Origin of the sequence: Streptomyces sp. NPDC060027 (assembly GCF_042737005.1) — a bacterium.
In the GTDB taxonomy this organism is placed as follows: Bacteria; Actinomycetota; Actinomycetes; order Streptomycetales; family Streptomycetaceae; genus Streptomyces.
The window spans coordinates 1-16,362 of record NZ_JBHWVI010000204.1; the positions used below are offsets into that span (position 1 = coordinate 1).

15 protein-coding genes are annotated in these 16,362 nt (G+C 69.9%); 6 read left to right on the forward strand and 9 right to left on the reverse strand.

All coding sequences use genetic code 11. The features are described 5' to 3' along the window. Nucleotides 1–299 precede the first annotated feature (299 nt). The gene (locus ACFWBT_RS34210; protein ID WP_266764017.1) at nucleotides 300–917 is read right to left on the reverse strand and encodes a TetR/AcrR family transcriptional regulator; all 618 of its coding nucleotides are present in this window, start codon (nucleotides 915–917) and stop codon (nucleotides 300–302) included. Nucleotides 918–1,176: 259 nt separating this feature from the next. Here ACFWBT_RS34210 and ACFWBT_RS34215 point away from each other — a divergent pair, with 259 nt between their 5' ends. After that, nucleotides 1,177–2,073: a phosphatase PAP2 family protein gene (locus ACFWBT_RS34215; RefSeq protein ID WP_385706867.1), complete on the forward strand. Its 897-nt coding sequence runs from the start codon at nucleotides 1,177–1,179 to the stop codon at nucleotides 2,071–2,073. After that, the gene (locus ACFWBT_RS34220) at nucleotides 2,070–3,026 is read left to right on the forward strand and encodes a hypothetical protein (protein ID WP_385706868.1); all 957 of its coding nucleotides are present in this window, start codon (nucleotides 2,070–2,072) and stop codon (nucleotides 3,024–3,026) included. The genes ACFWBT_RS34215 and ACFWBT_RS34220 overlap by 4 nt, the downstream gene beginning before the upstream one ends. Nucleotides 3,027–3,133: 107 nt before the next feature. Here the strand turns inward: ACFWBT_RS34220 and ACFWBT_RS34225 are convergent, their stop codons facing one another. Together ACFWBT_RS34225 and ACFWBT_RS34230 are read right to left on the reverse strand one after the other, a co-directional pair. After that, a complete protein-coding gene (locus tag ACFWBT_RS34225; protein WP_385706869.1) occupies nucleotides 3,134–3,973 on the reverse strand; it encodes a phospholipid scramblase-related protein in 840 nt (279 codons plus the stop codon). 52 nt (nucleotides 3,974–4,025) lie between these two features. Continuing rightward, nucleotides 4,026–6,077 carry a phosphocholine-specific phospholipase C gene (locus tag ACFWBT_RS34230; protein WP_385706870.1) on the reverse strand — a complete coding sequence of 684 codons (2,052 nt, stop codon included), beginning with the start codon at nucleotides 6,075–6,077 and terminating at the stop codon, nucleotides 4,026–4,028. Between the two features lie 270 nt (nucleotides 6,078–6,347). Here ACFWBT_RS34230 and ACFWBT_RS34235 point away from each other — a divergent pair, with 270 nt between their 5' ends. Continuing rightward, the gene (locus ACFWBT_RS34235; RefSeq protein WP_385706871.1) at nucleotides 6,348–8,231 is read left to right on the forward strand and encodes a hypothetical protein; all 1,884 of its coding nucleotides are present in this window, start codon (nucleotides 6,348–6,350) and stop codon (nucleotides 8,229–8,231) included. A 252-nt stretch (nucleotides 8,232–8,483) separates the two neighbouring features. Here the strand turns inward: ACFWBT_RS34235 and ACFWBT_RS34240 are convergent, their stop codons facing one another. From ACFWBT_RS34240 to ACFWBT_RS34265, 6 genes are all read right to left on the reverse strand, one after another. Continuing rightward, on the reverse strand, nucleotides 8,484–8,879 hold the full coding sequence (locus ACFWBT_RS34240; RefSeq protein WP_385706872.1) for an STAS domain-containing protein: 396 nt from the start codon (nucleotides 8,877–8,879) through the stop codon (nucleotides 8,484–8,486). Between the two features lie 882 nt (nucleotides 8,880–9,761). Next, entirely contained in the window at nucleotides 9,762–10,625 is an 864-nt protein-coding gene (locus tag ACFWBT_RS34245) for a glycosyltransferase (RefSeq protein ID WP_385706873.1), read from the reverse strand. Then, the gene (locus tag ACFWBT_RS34250) at nucleotides 10,622–11,236 is read right to left on the reverse strand and encodes an SAM-dependent methyltransferase (RefSeq protein ID WP_385706874.1); all 615 of its coding nucleotides are present in this window, start codon (nucleotides 11,234–11,236) and stop codon (nucleotides 10,622–10,624) included. The genes ACFWBT_RS34245 and ACFWBT_RS34250 overlap by 4 nt, the downstream gene beginning before the upstream one ends. Further along, nucleotides 11,233–11,988, reverse strand: coding sequence for a PIG-L deacetylase family protein (locus ACFWBT_RS34255; protein ID WP_385706875.1), 756 nt, complete (start codon nucleotides 11,986–11,988; stop codon nucleotides 11,233–11,235). The genes ACFWBT_RS34250 and ACFWBT_RS34255 overlap by 4 nt, the downstream gene beginning before the upstream one ends. Before the next feature lie 14 nt (nucleotides 11,989–12,002). Beyond that, a complete protein-coding gene (locus ACFWBT_RS34260; RefSeq protein WP_385706879.1) occupies nucleotides 12,003–12,995 on the reverse strand; it encodes an acyl-CoA dehydrogenase in 993 nt (330 codons plus the stop codon). Nucleotides 12,996–13,753: 758 nt separating this feature from the next. Beyond that, entirely contained in the window at nucleotides 13,754–14,401 is a 648-nt protein-coding gene (locus tag ACFWBT_RS34265) for a type III effector protein (RefSeq protein WP_385706876.1), read from the reverse strand. 142 nt (nucleotides 14,402–14,543) lie between these two features. On the opposite strand from ACFWBT_RS34265, the gene ACFWBT_RS34270 reads away from it, so the two are divergent. The 3 genes from ACFWBT_RS34270 (at nucleotide 14,544) to ACFWBT_RS34280 (ending at nucleotide 16,355) form a co-directional block, all read left to right on the forward strand. Then, a complete protein-coding gene (locus ACFWBT_RS34270) occupies nucleotides 14,544–14,975 on the forward strand; it encodes an Hsp20/alpha crystallin family protein (protein ID WP_385706877.1) in 432 nt (143 codons plus the stop codon). A 162-nt stretch (nucleotides 14,976–15,137) separates the two neighbouring features. Then, entirely contained in the window at nucleotides 15,138–15,578 is a 441-nt protein-coding gene (locus tag ACFWBT_RS34275) for a DUF2267 domain-containing protein (RefSeq protein WP_385706878.1), read from the forward strand. A 606-nt stretch (nucleotides 15,579–16,184) separates the two neighbouring features. Then, the gene (locus tag ACFWBT_RS34280) at nucleotides 16,185–16,355 is read left to right on the forward strand and encodes a hypothetical protein (protein ID WP_057605601.1); all 171 of its coding nucleotides are present in this window, start codon (nucleotides 16,185–16,187) and stop codon (nucleotides 16,353–16,355) included. Nucleotides 16,356–16,362: the final 7 nt, after the last annotated feature.

Sequence of the window (16,362 nt, forward strand, 5' to 3'; positions counted from 1 at the left end):
CGTAGCTCTCCCCGAGCGACAGCCGGCCCCGAGCCCGGGCTCCCCTCCCCTCCCCCCCCCGCCGGGGGCGCCCCCCCCCCGCTCCGCGCGCCGAGCCGGGCGTCCCCGGTCGCCCGTCCACCCGCCGAGCGGGTGTTCGCGTCGGCTCGCACGGGTCCGTGGGCATGAATCGGCCGGATGGGGCGCCCCTCCGCTCAAGGGGAACCCCACCCGGCCGGTGGGTGCGCGCCGCCCCCGTCCCCACGGTGCGGCGCGATACAGGCCGACGTCCTGTCATCCCGAGGACGGCGGCCTGAGTCTCAGGTCAGGCCGAGCGTGGGCAGCACGACCGCCTCCACGAACTGTGTGAGATACGCCGCGTCCGCGTACTGGCCCTCCAGAAGGGGGCGCACCCGCAGGACCCCGAGCATCTGGGCCGGGATGAACTCGAGCGCCGGGTGATCGGCGGCGACCTCGCCGCGCTCGACGGCACGGCTGATCATCTGCCTCAGCTCGGCGACCTCGGGCTCCACGAGGGCGTCGCGGAGCGCCTGCTGAAGCTCCTTGTCCTGCATCACGGCGTTGCCGAGGCCCTGCAGCAGCTGCGTGCTGTCCCGGGCCGACCATTCGCCCGCGGCCCTTGCCGCCTCGCGCAGGTCCCCGGCGAGCGAGCCGGTGTCGATGCCCGTGAACCGCGGACAGCGGTTGTTGCGCAGCGCGGCGGCCACGAACTGGGGCTTCGTCTTCCACTGCCGGTAGAGCGTGGACTTGCTGCACCGCGTGCTGGCGGCGACGCCCTCCATGGTGAGCGCCTCGTAGCCGCATTCCCGGATCTGCTCGAGCACGGCGTCGTAGAACTCCTGCTCACGCTCAGGCGTGATCTTGGAGCGGCGCGAGGCGACGACCGTCTCCGGTCCGTCCGCGGCCTGCGACGTCATGGCGCTTCTCCTCGCTGGAAACCGGCTGACGCCGGTGCGGTCTTGCATCCACTCTAATCGATACGTCAGTGTACCGGTACGGCTGCGTATCGGTACACTCCCGTATCGGTACACTGCCGTATCGGTACACTGCCGTATCGATGAGCCTCGGACAGCATCCACTCCTCCCGCATCCGAAGATCGGACGGACACCGGGTGGATGCTGCCCCGGGCTCACCGCGCACCACCCCACACCAGACCGTCAGCAAGGGGGCCGGGGATGGATTCCCGAACCGAGCCTGCAGATTCCGCATCCGAGTCCGCATCAGAACCGGAGCCGCCCGACGCGGCCATACCGCCGGGCGTGTCGCGCGACGCGGCCGCCCCGGTGCGCCCGCACGACACCGTCGCGCGCCCGCCGCTGCTGCGGGAGCTGCTGCTCGTCGTCGGGCTCTTCGTCGTCTACAAGGCCGGCCGCCTGCTGGCCACCGGCCACACCGACCAGGCCTTCGCGGACGCCCACCGCGTCTGGGACTGGGAACGATTCCTGCACCTGCCGGACGAGGGCGCCCTCCAGGGCACGCTCCTGCACAGCGACTCGCTCGTGCACATCGCGAACACCTACTACGCGACGGTCCACTTCCCGGCCACCGCCGCCTTCCTGGTCTGGCTGTATCTGCGGCGCCCCGCGCACTACGTGTGGGCCCGCCGGGTCCTCGCCCTGGTCACCGCCGCCGCCCTGGTCGGGCACCTCACCTTCCCGCTCGCACCGCCGCGGCTCCTCGCCGAGACGGGTCTCGTCGACACCGGCCAGGTGTACGGGCCCACGGTGTACGGAGCGCACCCGGCGACCGACGCGATGGCGAACCAGTTCGCGGCGATGCCGTCGCTGCACTTCGGCTGGGCACTGATGGTCGCGATCGGCCTGATCGCGGCGACCCGGTCGCGCCTGCGCCCGCTGTGGCTGCTGCATCCGCTGCTCACCCTGCTGGTGATCGTCGGCACCGCGAACCACTACTGGCTCGACGCGATCGCCGCGACCGCGCTGCTCTGCATCGCCCTCGCCGCCGTCCACCCACCGCACCGGACGGTGACGACCGCGGGACGGCACAAGGAGCACGACCTCGCCGAGGTCCCCGTACGGGATCTGCCCGCACTCGTGGGAGCCGGGCGATGACCCCGACGCTCGCCGCCATCGTCCTGTCCCTCTTCTCCGCGGCGGCCTACGCCGCCGCGGCCGTCGCCCAGGAGCGGCTCGCCGCCCGGTCGGCCGGCTCGGGCACGCTGCGCCTGCTGGCCCGCGGCGCCTGGTGGTGGTCGGTGACACTGAACGCCTCGGCCGCGCTGCTGCATGTCGCGGCCCTCAAGTACGGAACGCTCACGCTGGTCCAGCCGCTGGGGGCGCTGACTCTCGTGGCGGCGGTACCGCTGGGCGCGCGGGTCGCCGGACGGCGGGTCACCGCGGTCGAGTGGCGCGGTACGGCGCTCACCCTGCTCGGCCTCGCCGCACTGCTCGTCACGGCCTCCGGACCCACGCCCGACGATGTGATGAGCCTGCCGCAGGCGTTGGCCGTCGCCGGTACGACCGCCGTACTCATCGGCGGGCTGTCGCGCGGCGCGCGGCCGGGCCTGCGGCACGCGACGGCCTCCGGGTTCGCCTCGGGCGTGGCGTCGGCCCTCACCCAGACCGTGACGGTGGCCGCCACGGACCGCTCGGACTCTCTGATGAGCGCCCAAGTGGTCGTGGTGGCACTGCTCGTGGCGGTCTTCGCGGCGGGCGGACTGCTGCTGTCGCAGACCGCGTACCAGGGCGGACTCGGCGCTCCGCTGGCCGTCGTGACGCTCGCCAACCCGCTGGCCGCGGCGGTGATCGGACTGTCGCTGCTCGGCGAACGCCTCCAGGGCGGTGCGGCGGGCGTCCTGCTCGCGCTCGTGGGAGCGTCGATCGCCGGGTGCGGCGTGGTGACGCTGTCCCGCTCGGCACCCGAGCCGGCCGCGGACCCGGTGGACACCCTGGTGGACGACGAGCATCCCGTCGCCGCGGTGCTGGCGCTGGAGCCCGGATCTGCGGCGTGCGAGCCCTCGTTGCTGCCTCAGCAGCCCAACTCGGGCCACCTCACGTCTCTGTAGGACCCTGGAGGAACAGCCCCGCGTGGCCGGCGCTCGTGAGGGGCGCGACAGACACGAAGGGCGGCCGCGGAGAGATCCGCAGCCGCCCTTCCGCACATCCGGTCTCGCTAACCCAGTCCGCGGGAGTCCTGCTTGAGCGCCGTGTCGACGGTCAGCGCGGTCGCGACGACGAGGCTCAGCAGCGGCTCGGGGAGCTGGAAGTGGATCTGCAGGACGTAGTTGTCCGCGGTCGTGAACATCGTCTTGGCGAGGCCTTCCCAGGTCTTCGTGATCCGGGCCACCTCGTTGTCCGTGTGGTCGACGATCGCGAAGTTCCAGGCACGCCAGTTCTCCGCCTTGATCGCACCGACCTTCTGGCCGTTGACGTTCATCGCGAAGTTGATCTTGCCGATCATGTTCTGCTGGACAATCTCGCCGACGGGCGAACCGTCCGGACGCGACACGATCACCCGCGACTTGAGGAACTTCGCGGGGCGCGTGAGCAGCAGCTGCGGCTGGCCGTGCGCGTCACGGATCTCCAGCTTGTGCGTCATGAACTGGTCGAGGCTGGAGACGAAGCGCAGGATCTTCTTGAGCACGCCCTGTCCGACCTGGACGACCGAGCCGATCAGATTGCCCTGCTGGTCCATGACCTTGTACTCGTTGGTCAGCTCGATCAGCTTGGCCTTCTGGTTCACCACCAGGACCGGCTCGGTGAACAGGCTGCCGCCGCCGACGCCGCTGGGGGCCACCCCGGCCTGCTGCTGCACCTGACGCTGCACGCGCGGGTCCGCGCCCGGCGCGGCCTGCTGGGGGAACGCCTGCTGAGGCGCCTGGCCCTGCTGCGGCACCTGCTGAGCGGCCGGAGCCTGCTGGTCGGTCCACCGCGAGCCGTCCCAGTAGCGCTGCGTCTGAGGCGCGTTGGGGTCCGGGTACCAACCTGCAGGAGTGTTCGAATGCGTGGTCACCGGGGCACCCTACCGTGACATGGCCGGAACTCAACCGTCAGCCGGGTATCCATCAGACGGTGATGAGGGCCGGGTCGCTGACGCCGGGTCGGCCATTCTCGACATGTCCGGCGAATCGCCTCAGGAAGCCCGCCTCCGCGTCCCAGACGACGGTCAGGTCGTACCAGCGCTTACTCGCCCGCAGGTCCACCGTGTGCTTCACGGTCGCGCCCGCCCGTACCCGGAGGACATGCGGCTGCCCGCCGTAGCCGTCGGTGAGTTTGAGCGTCGCCGTGGCGGCGCCCCTGTTGACGAGGGTGAGCTCGACGTCGCAGCCGACATGGCGGGCGGTGACCTCGGGCGCCGCCGTCCTGTTGGCGCCCTTGAAGGTGCGCAGGAAGCCGTTCGGACCGTGCACCGTGAGGTCGTACGAGCCGGCCGAGTAGGCCGAGTTCCAGGTGTCGGAGACGGTCTTCCCCGCCTCGGTGGTGTACGTCCAGGGGCCGTCGGTGCGGTTGCCCGAGGTGACGAGGAAGGCGGCGCCGGCCTTGGCGCCGGAGCCGAAGGTCAGCGTGAACTTACCGGCCGCGATGTCCGCCGAACCGTCCACGAGGGGCGCGTACTTGAGGGGGCGGGCCGGGCGCGAGCCGCGCTCCTGCCGGGGCAGGGCGGGGTTCGCCGGCGGGGTCGGCACATAGTCCGGGTGACGGTTGCCGTCCGGCGGTCGGTATCCGTCGGTGTCGGGCAGCGCGACCGGCTTGGTGTCCTTGCGCGCGAAGTCGAAGGCGGCGGTGAGGTCGCCGGTGACGGCACGCCGCCACGGCGAGATGTTGGGCTCGCGCACCCCGAACCGGGCTTCCATGAACCGGATGATCGAGGTGTGGTCGAGCGTCTCGGAGCAGACGTAACCGCCCTTGCTCCAGGGCGAGACGACGAGCATCGGCACCCGCTGGCCGAGTCCGTAGGGACCGGCGGCACGGCTCGCGTCACCCTGGTACAGGTCCGGGCCGACGTCGACCGTGGACTTGCCCTGCGCCGCGGACTGCGGCGGGAACGGCGGCACCAGGTGGTCGAAGAAGCCGTCGTTCTCGTCGTACGTGATGAACAGGGCCGTCCTGCTCCACACCTCGGGGTCCGAGGTGAGCGCGTCCAGCACCTGGGAGATGTACCAGGCACCGTAGTTGGCGGGCCAGTTGGGGTGCTCGGTGAAGGCCTCGGGTGCGGCGATCCAGGAGATCTTCGGCAGCCTCCCGCCCTGCACGTCGGCCCGGAGCTGGTCGAAGAAGCCCTCGCCCTTGCGGGCGTCGGTGCCGGTGCGGGCCTTGTCGTAGAGCGGATCGCCGGGCTCGGCGTTGCGGTACTGGTTGAAGTACAGCAGCGAGTTGTCGCCGTAGTTGCCGCGGTAGGCGTCCGGTATCCATCCCCAGGAACCGTTGGCGTCGAGCCCGTCGCCGACGTCCTGGTAGATCTTCCAGGAGATCCCGGCCGCTTCCAGCCGCTCCGGGTACGTCGTCCAGCCGTACCCGGCCTCGTCGTTGCCGAGGACCGGGCCGCCGCCCTTGCCGTCGTTGCCCGTGTAGCCGGTCCACATGTAGTAGCGGTTCGGGTCCGTGGAACCGATGAACGAGCAGTGGTACGCGTCGCAGACGGTGAAGGAGTCGGCCAGCGCGTAGTGGAACGGGATGTCCTCGCGCGTCAGATACGCCATCGTCGTCGCCGACTTGGCGGGCACCCACTGGTCGTACCTGCCCTTGTTGAACGCGGTGTGCCCGTCGCTCCAGCCGTGCGGGAGGTCCTGGATGAACGCGAGACCGAGGTCGTCCGCCTCCGGGTGGAAGGGGAGGACGTCCTTGGTGCCGTCCGACTGGTACCAGACCGACTTGGTGCCCGTGGTGGTCGCGGGACGCGGATCGCCGAAGCCGCGGACACCCCTCAGCGAACCGAAGTAATGGTCGAACGAACGGTTCTCCTGCATCAGGACGACGATGTGCTCGACGTCCTCGATCGTGCCCGAACGATGGTGCGCGGGCAGAGCCGCCGCACGCTGGACGCTGCTGGACAGCGCGGTGAACGCCGTGGTGCCACCGGCGAGTTGAAGGAATCGGCGCCGATTCACTTGGGGCATGGGTGGGTGACCTCTTGTCCTGACGGGCCCATTCGGCCGGAAGGTGATGGAACGTGCGCGAAAGGAGTGTTCCAAGAGCACCAAACGTCAGGGAAGGGCCCCGTGGCGCTCGCGTGAAACTCGGCGGTACGCGAGACGAACGGTTTCGGACGGGGCGTCGGAGGACCCGTCCGGGAAGCCCTGGCCATCGGCTTCGACTGCGTGCGTGATCTCGACGGGGGCCGGGTAGCAATGCCGTGCTTCGCTGCCGCTGGGGAGGGGGACGGCAGGGTGTCCGATGACGACCCGCCGGATGACTGGGAGGCTCACGAACGGCGGCTCTGGGAGGCGTACCGGCGCGGCGAGTGGTGTGAGGACGTGCCGGTGGTCCGCGCCGAGACGCTGCGGTGGCTGCTCGTCGCCGCGCCGCGCCCGGTGCCGGGGAGGCTGGCCCGGCTCAGGCTCCGTGACACGCGCATCACCGGAACCCTGGACCTGTCCGAGGTGGTTGTCCCGAGCGCGATACGCCTTCGGTCCTGCGCCTTCGACGAGGCTCCCTGCTTCGACGGCGGCCGGTTCGGCGCACTGGAGCTGATGGACTGCGCCTTGCCGGGACTGACCGCGGTGGGGGCCGCGGTGGACCGGGAGTGCGAAATAGTGGGGTGCGTGCTCGACGGCACCCTGGACCTCCGTTCGTCGGCCGTCGGCACACGCCTGCTGTTGGACCGCTCGACGGTGAACGCTCCCGAGGACAAGCCGGCGGTCGACGGGCGGTCCATAGCCGTCGAGGAACAGTTCTCGGCGGCCGAACTGGTCTGCACCGGGCCGATCCGCCTCGACAGCTCTCGCGTCCAGGACACCCTCGACTTCCGGGGCTCCCGGATCCAGGGCGACCGAGCCTCTCTCCAGGCTCCCGAACTCACCGTGGGCGGCGGTCTCCATCTCGACCGCGGGTTCTCCAGCGACGGGTCGATCAACCTGTACGGAGCCTCGATCGGCGGATCGCTGCATCTGGAGGACAGCACCCTGACGGGCCCGGGCGAGCGACGGGGGGAACCCGCCCTGCAACTCCTCTGCGCCACCGTCGGAGGCGACATACAAGCGGGGTCGGGGCTCGTCGTGCGGGGCTGCCTCGACCTCAGGGACACCTCGGTGCGGGGAACCGTGGTGCTGAAGCGGGCCCGGCTGCACCATCCGGCCGGGACGGCACTGAAGGCGGCCCGCCTGCACGTCGGCGGTGACGTCAACTGCCGTGGCGGATTCGTCTCACAGGGCACGGTGGACCTGCGGGACGCCAGAGTCGGCGGTTCCGTACTTCTCGAGGGTGCGGATCTGACCGGCGACCCCGGACCGTGCCTGCGCGCCAACGGCATCGACGTGGGCGCCGAGTTCAAATGCTGTGACGGCCTGACGGCACATGGCCGGATCTCACTCAGTCATGTCACCGTACGGGGGAGAATCTGCTTCAAGGATGCTCTGTTCGATGTCCCGGCCGGAGAGCGCGCGTTGAGGTGCCGGGGTTCCACGGCTTCCGAACTGGTGCTGGACCTCCGCGAGGCGCCCGCCGGATTCCTCGACCTGAGCCACACGCGGATCGGCGTGCTGCGCGACGATCCGGCCAAGTGGCCTCGCTCGCTCGTGCTCGAAGGCGTCGCCTACGAGAGCATCGACCCCACACTGCCCGGCCGTCAGCGGCTCACCTGGCTCGACCGCGACCCGGCGGGCTTCACCCCGCAGCCGTACGAACAACTGGCCGCCAACTACCAGCGACACGGCAGGGACGCCGACGCCCGAACCGTGCTGCTGGCCAAACAGCGCCGGATGCGCACCACCCTGGCCTGGCCGGCCCGGATCTGGAGCCTCCTCCAGGATGTCACCGTCGGCTACGGCTACCGGCCGCTCCGCGCGGTGCTGCTGCTCGCCGTGTTCTTCACCGTCGGCACCGCGATGTTCTCCGCATGGCCTCCGAACCCCGTCGGCGACGGCGCTCGACCGGACTTCCAGGCGGCCGTGTACACACTGGACCTCCTGCTTCCCCTGATCGACTTCGGGCAGGAGCCCGCGTTCGACGCGCACGGCGACATGCAGTGGGTGGTGGTCGTCCTGGTGAGCGCGGGCTGGATTCTCGCGACAGCGGCCGCGGCCGGAGCGAACCGGGTCCTGCGCAGGGCCTGACCGGGCAGGGCCACCGTGGCCCTGCCCGGGCGCTCCGGCAGACAGGGGACAGTGAAGACGTCGCCCGGGACGGTGGCGTCCGGAGCCGTGTCATAGATCCGGACCTGCCGGCCCTCGTGCGTGACGAACTCGAAGCGTGGGTAGCGCCGCGGGGAGGTGGGACGGTCACCGCCGGAGCCCCCGAGATCAAGACCTGGATCGGCAAGCACCCCCGCTTCCATGGCCACTTCACTCCGACCGGCTCCTCCTGGATCAACCAGGTCGAGCGGCCGCAGTTTCAGGCGCATCACAGCAGTTGCTCAGGGCCTGTTGGAGCGTGGGATAACAGGTGATCACGGTGTCGAGGCCGACGATCTGAAGGACGCGCAGGACGGGTGGGGTGGGACCGGCCACGCGTACCCAGCCCTGGATGGCGGCAGCGGCCTGGTGAGCCCCGACGAGGGCGTCGATGCCTGTGGAATCCATGAAGGTCACCTGGCTCAGGTCCATCACGGTATGCCGGTTTGCCTCCCCCTCGGAGTCCAGAAGCGCACACTGGATCTCCGCGCCGGTGGTGAAGTCGACTTCACCGCGCAGAGCCAGCACGGTGATGCCGTCGGCGGTGGTGGAGCGGGTAACCGACAGCCTCGGACACTTCATCGCGGTCATCCCTTCTCGCCACAGGACTCGATCGGCGGCGTGTCGAGGGCGATGACGGCAGTCAGTTGCTGCTGCAGCGGTTGAGTCAGTGGGTCTCCGGGGACCGTGTCCACCAGATTGTCCACGCGATCGAACCGAGGACTCGGATTCTGTGTCGCCTCGCCGACCGCGCTGTCCTCCCTCGGGGGGAAGTGGCCTGTGGCCGACGCAAGCGGGGACCTCTCAGCGCTCCCGGTCTGCGCAGAAGGCGCACGCTCTGACATGACCCCCACTCCTAAAGCATCCGCCCGACTCTGACCCCGCAAGCGTCCACTCTCCACCGTTCACACGTCAAGATATACCGGAACAACTTTTCATGCTTTCCCATGCGCGAACGCTGCACGATCCTGAGGTGATGCGTGGAGTACCCGAGTCACATACGGGCTGGACGTTCCCGACAAATCAACCTGTCCAGCAGAGCTGCATGGGCATGACAGTAGGCCGCCTCGTACTGGGGAACGGCTGCTTCGGTCAGCCAGGAAGCTGTCGCCCTGATCACCGCGGTGACCACCGCGGTGATGTCACGCTCGTCTCCTGCGGCCGTCTTCCTGGACTGGGCGACCTCATCGACTTTGCCCGCGGTGCCGACCGTCGGTGGGATGTCTGCCAGATGCGGGCATCCCCTCTGGATCTGCCCGGTGAGCCCAACAAGCCGCGGCGGCTCAAGGCTCAGGAACCGACCAGGGCCTTGCTGACGCCGCCAAGGAAGTCGTCGAGATCCTTGGGCGTCCGGGACGTGACCAGGGTGTAGCCGTTCGCGTCGTCGCTCACGACAGCTTCGTCCACCCAGCTCTTGGCGCCTGCGTTGCGGGCATGGTGCGCGCCAGATCCAGCGTCTGAAGGCCCGGGGCGTTACTGGAGGGTCATCTCCTCGCCGCACCAGCACGCCTCGGACGGACGCACTGGCCACTCCGGCCTCACCGAACCGCGCGTCTCCTGAGACCTGGCGTCAAGCCAGACGGGGTCCAATGGTGTGGGGTCACGGTGACGGGCGGATTCCATACCGCAGGGTGCAGGGTGCAGAGAGGCGAGCAGGTCCGCGAGGCCGCCGGGGGCCCGTCCGCGCAGGCGGGCTGCGGTGTGCACGGGGTACTGGTCGGTGCGGGCGATGCTGTGGCCGGCCGCCGACAGCCGGGCCGCGAGGTCGCGGTCTTCGCCGGTTGGCAGGGGGGCGAAGCCGCCTACCGTCAGGTAGGCCGCAGCGGACACGCCCAGGTTCGCCCCGTGAACGTGCGGGTGCTCCCACACCCTTTCCGCCCCGCTGAGCCGGCGGGTGCGGAAGTAGTCGGTGTCGTGCCGGGCCACAAGGAGGGCGCTGGTCGTGGTGGGGGCCAGGCGGATGGTGCCCAGGACGGCGTCGTAGCCCCGCCGTGCCCAGTCGGCCTGGTGGGTAAGCCAGGCCGCGGGCACGGTGGTGTCGGCATCCGTCATGGCCAGCCACACGTCTGGTCCGGCATCTGCCAGCAGTTCCAGTGCGTGGTCGACGCCGGCCGCCCGCGCGGCTCCGACATTGCGGCTGCGGATTTCCACGACGCGGGCTCCCCCGCGGGCGGCCAAAGGCGCTGTGGCGTCCGTGCAGGCGTCCGCTGTCACCACGATCACGACAGGCAACGGTGCCGCTTGTGCGGCTGCCGCGTGCACACTGCGCAGGCAGGCAGCGATGCGGCGTTCTTCGTTGTGCGCGGGGACGACGACAGCCAGGACTGAGGGCGTCACGCGAGACCTTCCGCGCGTGCCGGAGAGAGTACCGGGCCCGGACCTGGGCTGTGTTCGTGGACGGTGAGGGTGAAGTCGGGATCGTCGTAGCAGGCCAGCCGTTTCAGGCTCGTCAAGGTGTCGAGATGGTCGGCGATGTCGCGGCCCGTGCAGGTGTGCTCGGCCACTGGGTGGTTCCAGTGCACCGTGACCAGATGGCCGGCCTCCCTCAAGCTCTCCACGCTTTGGTGGAGCAGCCGTGTACGGGTGCTGGGGTCGAAGTAGTAGACAAGTTCCGACAGCACCACCAGGTCGAAGGATTCTTGGGGCCACTGCTCGGGCACCGTCATCCGTCGCACCGTGACGTGGTCCAGGCCGGTGGTGCGCTGAGCCGTGGCTTCGACGGCCGAGGGGATGCGGTCGGTGGAGAGCAGGTGGTCGCATCGGGCGGCCAGGAATTCGGTCAACACGCCCACCGAGCAGCCGGGCTCGAAGGCCCGCAGGTAGCGGGGGCGGGGCAGAGCCGCGACGGTCAGCGTGTACTTGCGGCGGTCGTACCACCGCTCGCCCAGGTGCCATGGGTCGGCGGCATGGGCGTACTGATCGTTGAAATAGCCGGCGGGGGTGTTCAACGGATCACCGTCTCGAAGGTGCGGGTGTGGTGGGAGATCTCCTGCGCCGGCAGGACCGGCGCGATGCCAAAGCCGCGTGGCTCCAGTTGGCTGGTGAACCGGGCCAGGGCCGCCTTCTTGCGGTCGATCGCCGCCTCCGCCAGAGGGAGAGCAAAGGCCCGATGCCACGGGACGCGGGGGTCGTGCGGGCAGGCCCAGTGCCACATCCACACCGGATAGGACCACACCGGCGTGGAGTGGTCACGGCCGGCGCGCTGAGCGGCTCGGCCGGCGGCCTCGTGGTCGCTGTGCAGGTCGCCCTCCCACGGCGCCACGCACGCGGCGGCCCCGGCGGCGTCCAGAACTTTGCCGATCACGGCTTGCGCGTGGTTCTCGTGTTCGTTGAGGGCTGTATCGGGCAGACCGGCATGCACAGGGGCGGGCAGATCGCCGAGCTCGCCCAGTGCTGCGACCAGTTCGCCGCGGCGCCGGGCAGCCAGCTGTGCCCGGACGGACGGCGTCGCAGGGCCGTGGGAGGCTTCCCCGTCGCTCAAGCACACCGTGTGGACCTCCACACCGGTATGGAGAAGGGCGGCGATGGTGCCGCCGAACCCCAGGACCTCGTCGTCGGGGTGGGCGGCCACCACGACGACGGGACCCTTTGGAAGCACCAGGTGTGGCAGGTGGTCCGGCAGTCGCGCCTGCTGCCACTCGGCCTCGTCGGTGCCCTGCGCGTCAATGGCTGCTGCGGCGGCCTGCCTCGCAGCGTTCATGGTCTCTGGCGTGCTCATCGTGCTGCCTCGGCGGGGTCCGTGATGGCCAGGCGGCCGAGTTCGGCCAGGTTCGCCTCGGCGTGGTGCTGGCGCACGTAGACCGTCAAATCTGCCACCGCGCGGGCGTGCCGTTCGTCGTGGCACAACGGCCCGGCACCCGTGGCACGCCCGACGTGGTGCAGGATCTCGGTGCACACCCTTTCGGCCAGGGCCCGCACTCGCAGAGTGCGCACCCGTGCTTCCTCGCGTTCATCGAGGGGGTCGGCGTCGATGTCCTCACCCGCTTGGCGCACCACGGCATCGGCGGTGTGCAACAGCATGTCGACCGTTCCGAGGTGAGCGGCCGCGTGCTCGTTCAACCGCCCCGCCGCAGCTCGCTCGTACAGTGGCGCGGCAACGGCGTGGGCGCCCCCGAGCCAGCACGCGGCCACGCCGATTCCCCCGTGCTGGAAACCGGGCCGCGTCAGGTAACCGTCCACCCCACCGACGGCTCGCGCGGGCGCGTCCGTGAACGACATGTCCAGGCTGTCGCTGCCGACCATGCCGACCGCCGGCCACGTCCCTTCCACCGGATCCGCGTCCGGGTGGTCCAGCGCGACGGCGAACAGTCGGTAGCCGTCGTCGGCGTCTGCGCTCACCAGGGCGTGGGTGCAGGTGCGGGCACCGGAGCAGTAGGGCTTGACGCCGCTGATCCTCCACCCATGATCGGTGCGTGCGGCATGCACGCCGGGGCCCGGTGGGCGTGCGGCCCAGACTCCCCACCGCTCCCCCGCAGCGGGCAGGGGGTGGCCCAGTTCGTGCAGGATCGCCGCAGCGTCCAGGTGTCCCTCGGCGAGCCGTGCGAGGGACAGATCCCGCCGTCCCAGGGCGGCGAGGGCGGCAAAGCGGCGCGCCGTCGACCGGCCCGGCAGCGGCACACCTGGGGCCTCGCGCTCGACGAATTCGACGAACAGGTCCGCCGCACGCCGCTCCGGGGTGCGGCGGCGGTCAGGCGATTCGGGGGGCATGACAATCACGCGGACCTCCTGCATCCATCAGCGAGGGCACCGCCAGGCATCCGACTGTCCGTAGGCTCTTGCTCAAAACCCTTCAACACAACCGGCCCGGCATCTGGCGGCGCAGCTCGCGGCCTCGGACGAACGCCGCTGTGGTCAGCGGTGCCCCCACGTGCATCTCGAGTGGCCATCGGGATCTGCTCTCGAAGCTGCTGCCAGCCGTCTGAGTGCGAACAGCAGACAGACAGGAATGCCCCTCGGGCCTACCAATCCCGCAGATGCACCTGCGGTCTCAAGCACTTCGTCCCGGCTGCCCAGCACACGACAAACAACCAGGGGCCGACTCAAATCGGGCGTGGCGGGCGCTCTGTACAGACCAGCATCTGACAGCACACGGGCCACCGCCACTTCGCGAAGGCTGCCCCTCATCCCCACCTGAGCGGCCGTGCGCGCTGTGAAGATCAGGCCGTGGCGGAGTCGCCCACTGCGGACGATGACCCGGACCAGGGCCACCCCCATCGCTGACGCGCGCGTGTCCCATCGCGCACCAGCCGTGGTCTGGCGTTCACGCACTCCGCCAAGGTCATCTGAATTCGTCGCCGCGTGATCCCATCAGCGGGGATCCGACGCCGATGACGGATGTTCAAGAGTGCCTCGGTGATCCGCAGCCACCTGCTACCGCGCCGGCAAGTCCCGCGTGCCGGCCGGGCATCTCGCAGTCCGCGAAGTCGAACGTGCGCCGCGGCCTGTCCCGTCCGTTCCCGCAAGTCTCACAGCCCGCGGGAAGAGCGCTGACGATGCTCGCTCTCGCGCATCTCGTGGGTGTGGCGGCCGATGTCGGTGACGCGGTCCGCCAGGTCGGGATGAGCGGAACGCAGGTGAGGGCCTGCCTCGGTGAGGGGGCCCAGGAGTTCGGCCGGGTCGCTGTCTCCGAGCGCGGCGTGGAGGGCCGTGAGTGCGTCCGTCGCGATGGCTGGAAGATCCGGCAGGGCGGTGATGGTCCCGGCGAGCTGGCGCAGCGTGGCGGCGTGGTCATGGGCCCATGAGGCTACGGAGCGGTCTGCGGCTCGCTGGTCGCGGGTGGCCTTCACGCGCTGCTCCTTGGTGGTGCCGGCTTCACCAGGACGTACACGTAGGTAGCGCCGCTCGGCGGCTTGGCGGCTGGAGACGCCGAGGGGGTGGGCCAGGTCGGCCCAGCTGGCGCCGGCCTCCCGGGCCGTCTCGATCAGTCCGGGCTCCCAGTCGGCCAGTTGTTCCCGTACTTCACGCAGGAGCAGCAGCGCCGCTATGGCTTGTTCGGGGTCGTCGGTGGAGGGGCTGTCGGCGGTCTGTGCCGTCCGCATGGCGCGGGCGATGGCCTCGAGCGCGGTGGCCACAGCCGCGAAGGATGCCGGTGCCGGGGTTCCGTCGTGGTTCATCGCCTCGCCTCTCCTTCACAGGTCGGCGCCGTGTCATCGATCGGATGACATCTAGCTTGTCGTCGTTCGGATGACATGCTACAACGGAGTCAGGTGAAGCGCATTGGCAGCTACTGCCTGAACTCATCTGGAGGTGTTTTCCGTGTTGATGCGCACCGACCCGTTCCGTGAACTCGACCGCCTGGCCCAGCAGCTGACGGGGCCGGGGACGTGGTCCCGTCCCTCCGCGATGCCGATGGACGCCTACCGCGACGGCGACCAGTACGTCATCGCCTTCGACCTTCCGGGCATCGACCCCGACGCGCTCGACATCGACGTCGAGCGGAACATGCTCACCGTGAAGGCGGAGCGGCGCCCTCTGCCGCGGTCCGAGAGCGCCCAGACGGAATTGTCCGAACGGCCACTGGGAGTCTTCACCCGCCAGATCGTCCTGGCCGACACCCTCGACACCGAGCGGATCGCCGCGGACTACGAGGCCGGCGTCCTGACCCTGAGCATCCCGATCGCCGAACGGGCCAAGCCCCGCAAGATCAGCGTCCGCAGCACCGCCGAACGCAGGGAGCTCGACAGCTGATCCGCCGGCCGGGCCCAGGTGGGTTCGCCTGGATCCCGCTTTGGGCCCGGCGGCGTCGGCTCCCTCACTCCACGCCGGACAACCGATCCCGCGAGGAGCGCGCGGTTCACGCGGTTCACCGCAGCAGGAAATCGGTCCACACAAGGAAAGTCGTCGCGCCTCATGACTCTTCTCTCTCCCCTCGCGCCCCCGGCCCCGACAGCAACTGTCACCTTCGACCAGATGCTGGAGAAGGTGCGCTACGAAGGCGCCTACCCCACCCGCCGCCACGCAGAAGACGTCGTACGCCGTGTCCTTGAGGCCCTCGGCCGCCAGCTGACGGGAGACGAGCGCGCGGAACTCGCCGCCCGTCTCCCCCAGGAAGCAGCAAGCTGCCTCGCCTCGCAGATCCCCACCGGCAGGCCCCTGACCGGCTGGGGCTTCGTGAAGGACCTCGCCGAGCGAACGGGCGGCACTCCGGCGACGACCCGCTGGGACACCGGATCGGTCCTCGGCGTCATCGCTCGCCTCGCCGGAGACGACCTGACCACCCGGATCATCAGGCAACTCCCCGACGGTTACGCCCTGTTGTTCGGACGGGCCCAACTCGTCCGCGCTGCCTGACGGCCCGACCGGACTCCAGCACCGTCACCGGACAGGAACGGCACCACATGTCCGAGTGGTCGCCGGCACTGTGGCCCTGGTCGTCTCGGAGTTCGTCACAACGCCCTGCGCCACGACGGCGGAACCGCACCCTGGACCTGACCGCGCAGCCGGACAGCGTCGAGGTCGCCGTGCACGACCGCAGCCTCAGGCGCTGCGGACCCCCGACCTGAGCGGAGGGACCGTGGGGGTCGGCTGACCCATGGTCGACCGTCTCGCGCGCGCCAGCGCCGTGACCCGCCGGACGGCCCACAGCAAGACGCTCAGCGCCCTCCTCACCGGGGAGCACGACGGCAACAGCACCATGCGGTGTGACCGTTACCTCGCGCCACTGTTCATCTACTGGTGGGCACAGCATGGGTGCCGGACAGCGCAGATCCCGGCAACCCCCACGGGCTGCCGGGATCACGCGTGGTGCGCCGCCCCTCATATCACCCCGGATTCCATCCTTAAACCGGAAGGGTTGCGTAGGACTTGTCGTAGCCGGGGGTGGTCTAAAAGTTGAATTAGATCCGCAGGACTAGAGATCGCCCGGCCGGGCACACGAGGCCTCGGAGGTTGATAACTATGGTTCCTATTCTGCTTGTTCTTCTGCTCGCCCTGATCCTGTTCGGTGCGGGTTTCGCACTCAAGGCCCTGTGGTGGATCGCCGTGATCGTGCTGATCGTGTGGGTCCTCGGCTTCGTGATCCGCCCTGCAGCCAGCGGCGGCAAGCGTGGCCGCTGGTACCGCTGGTAAGCGAGCC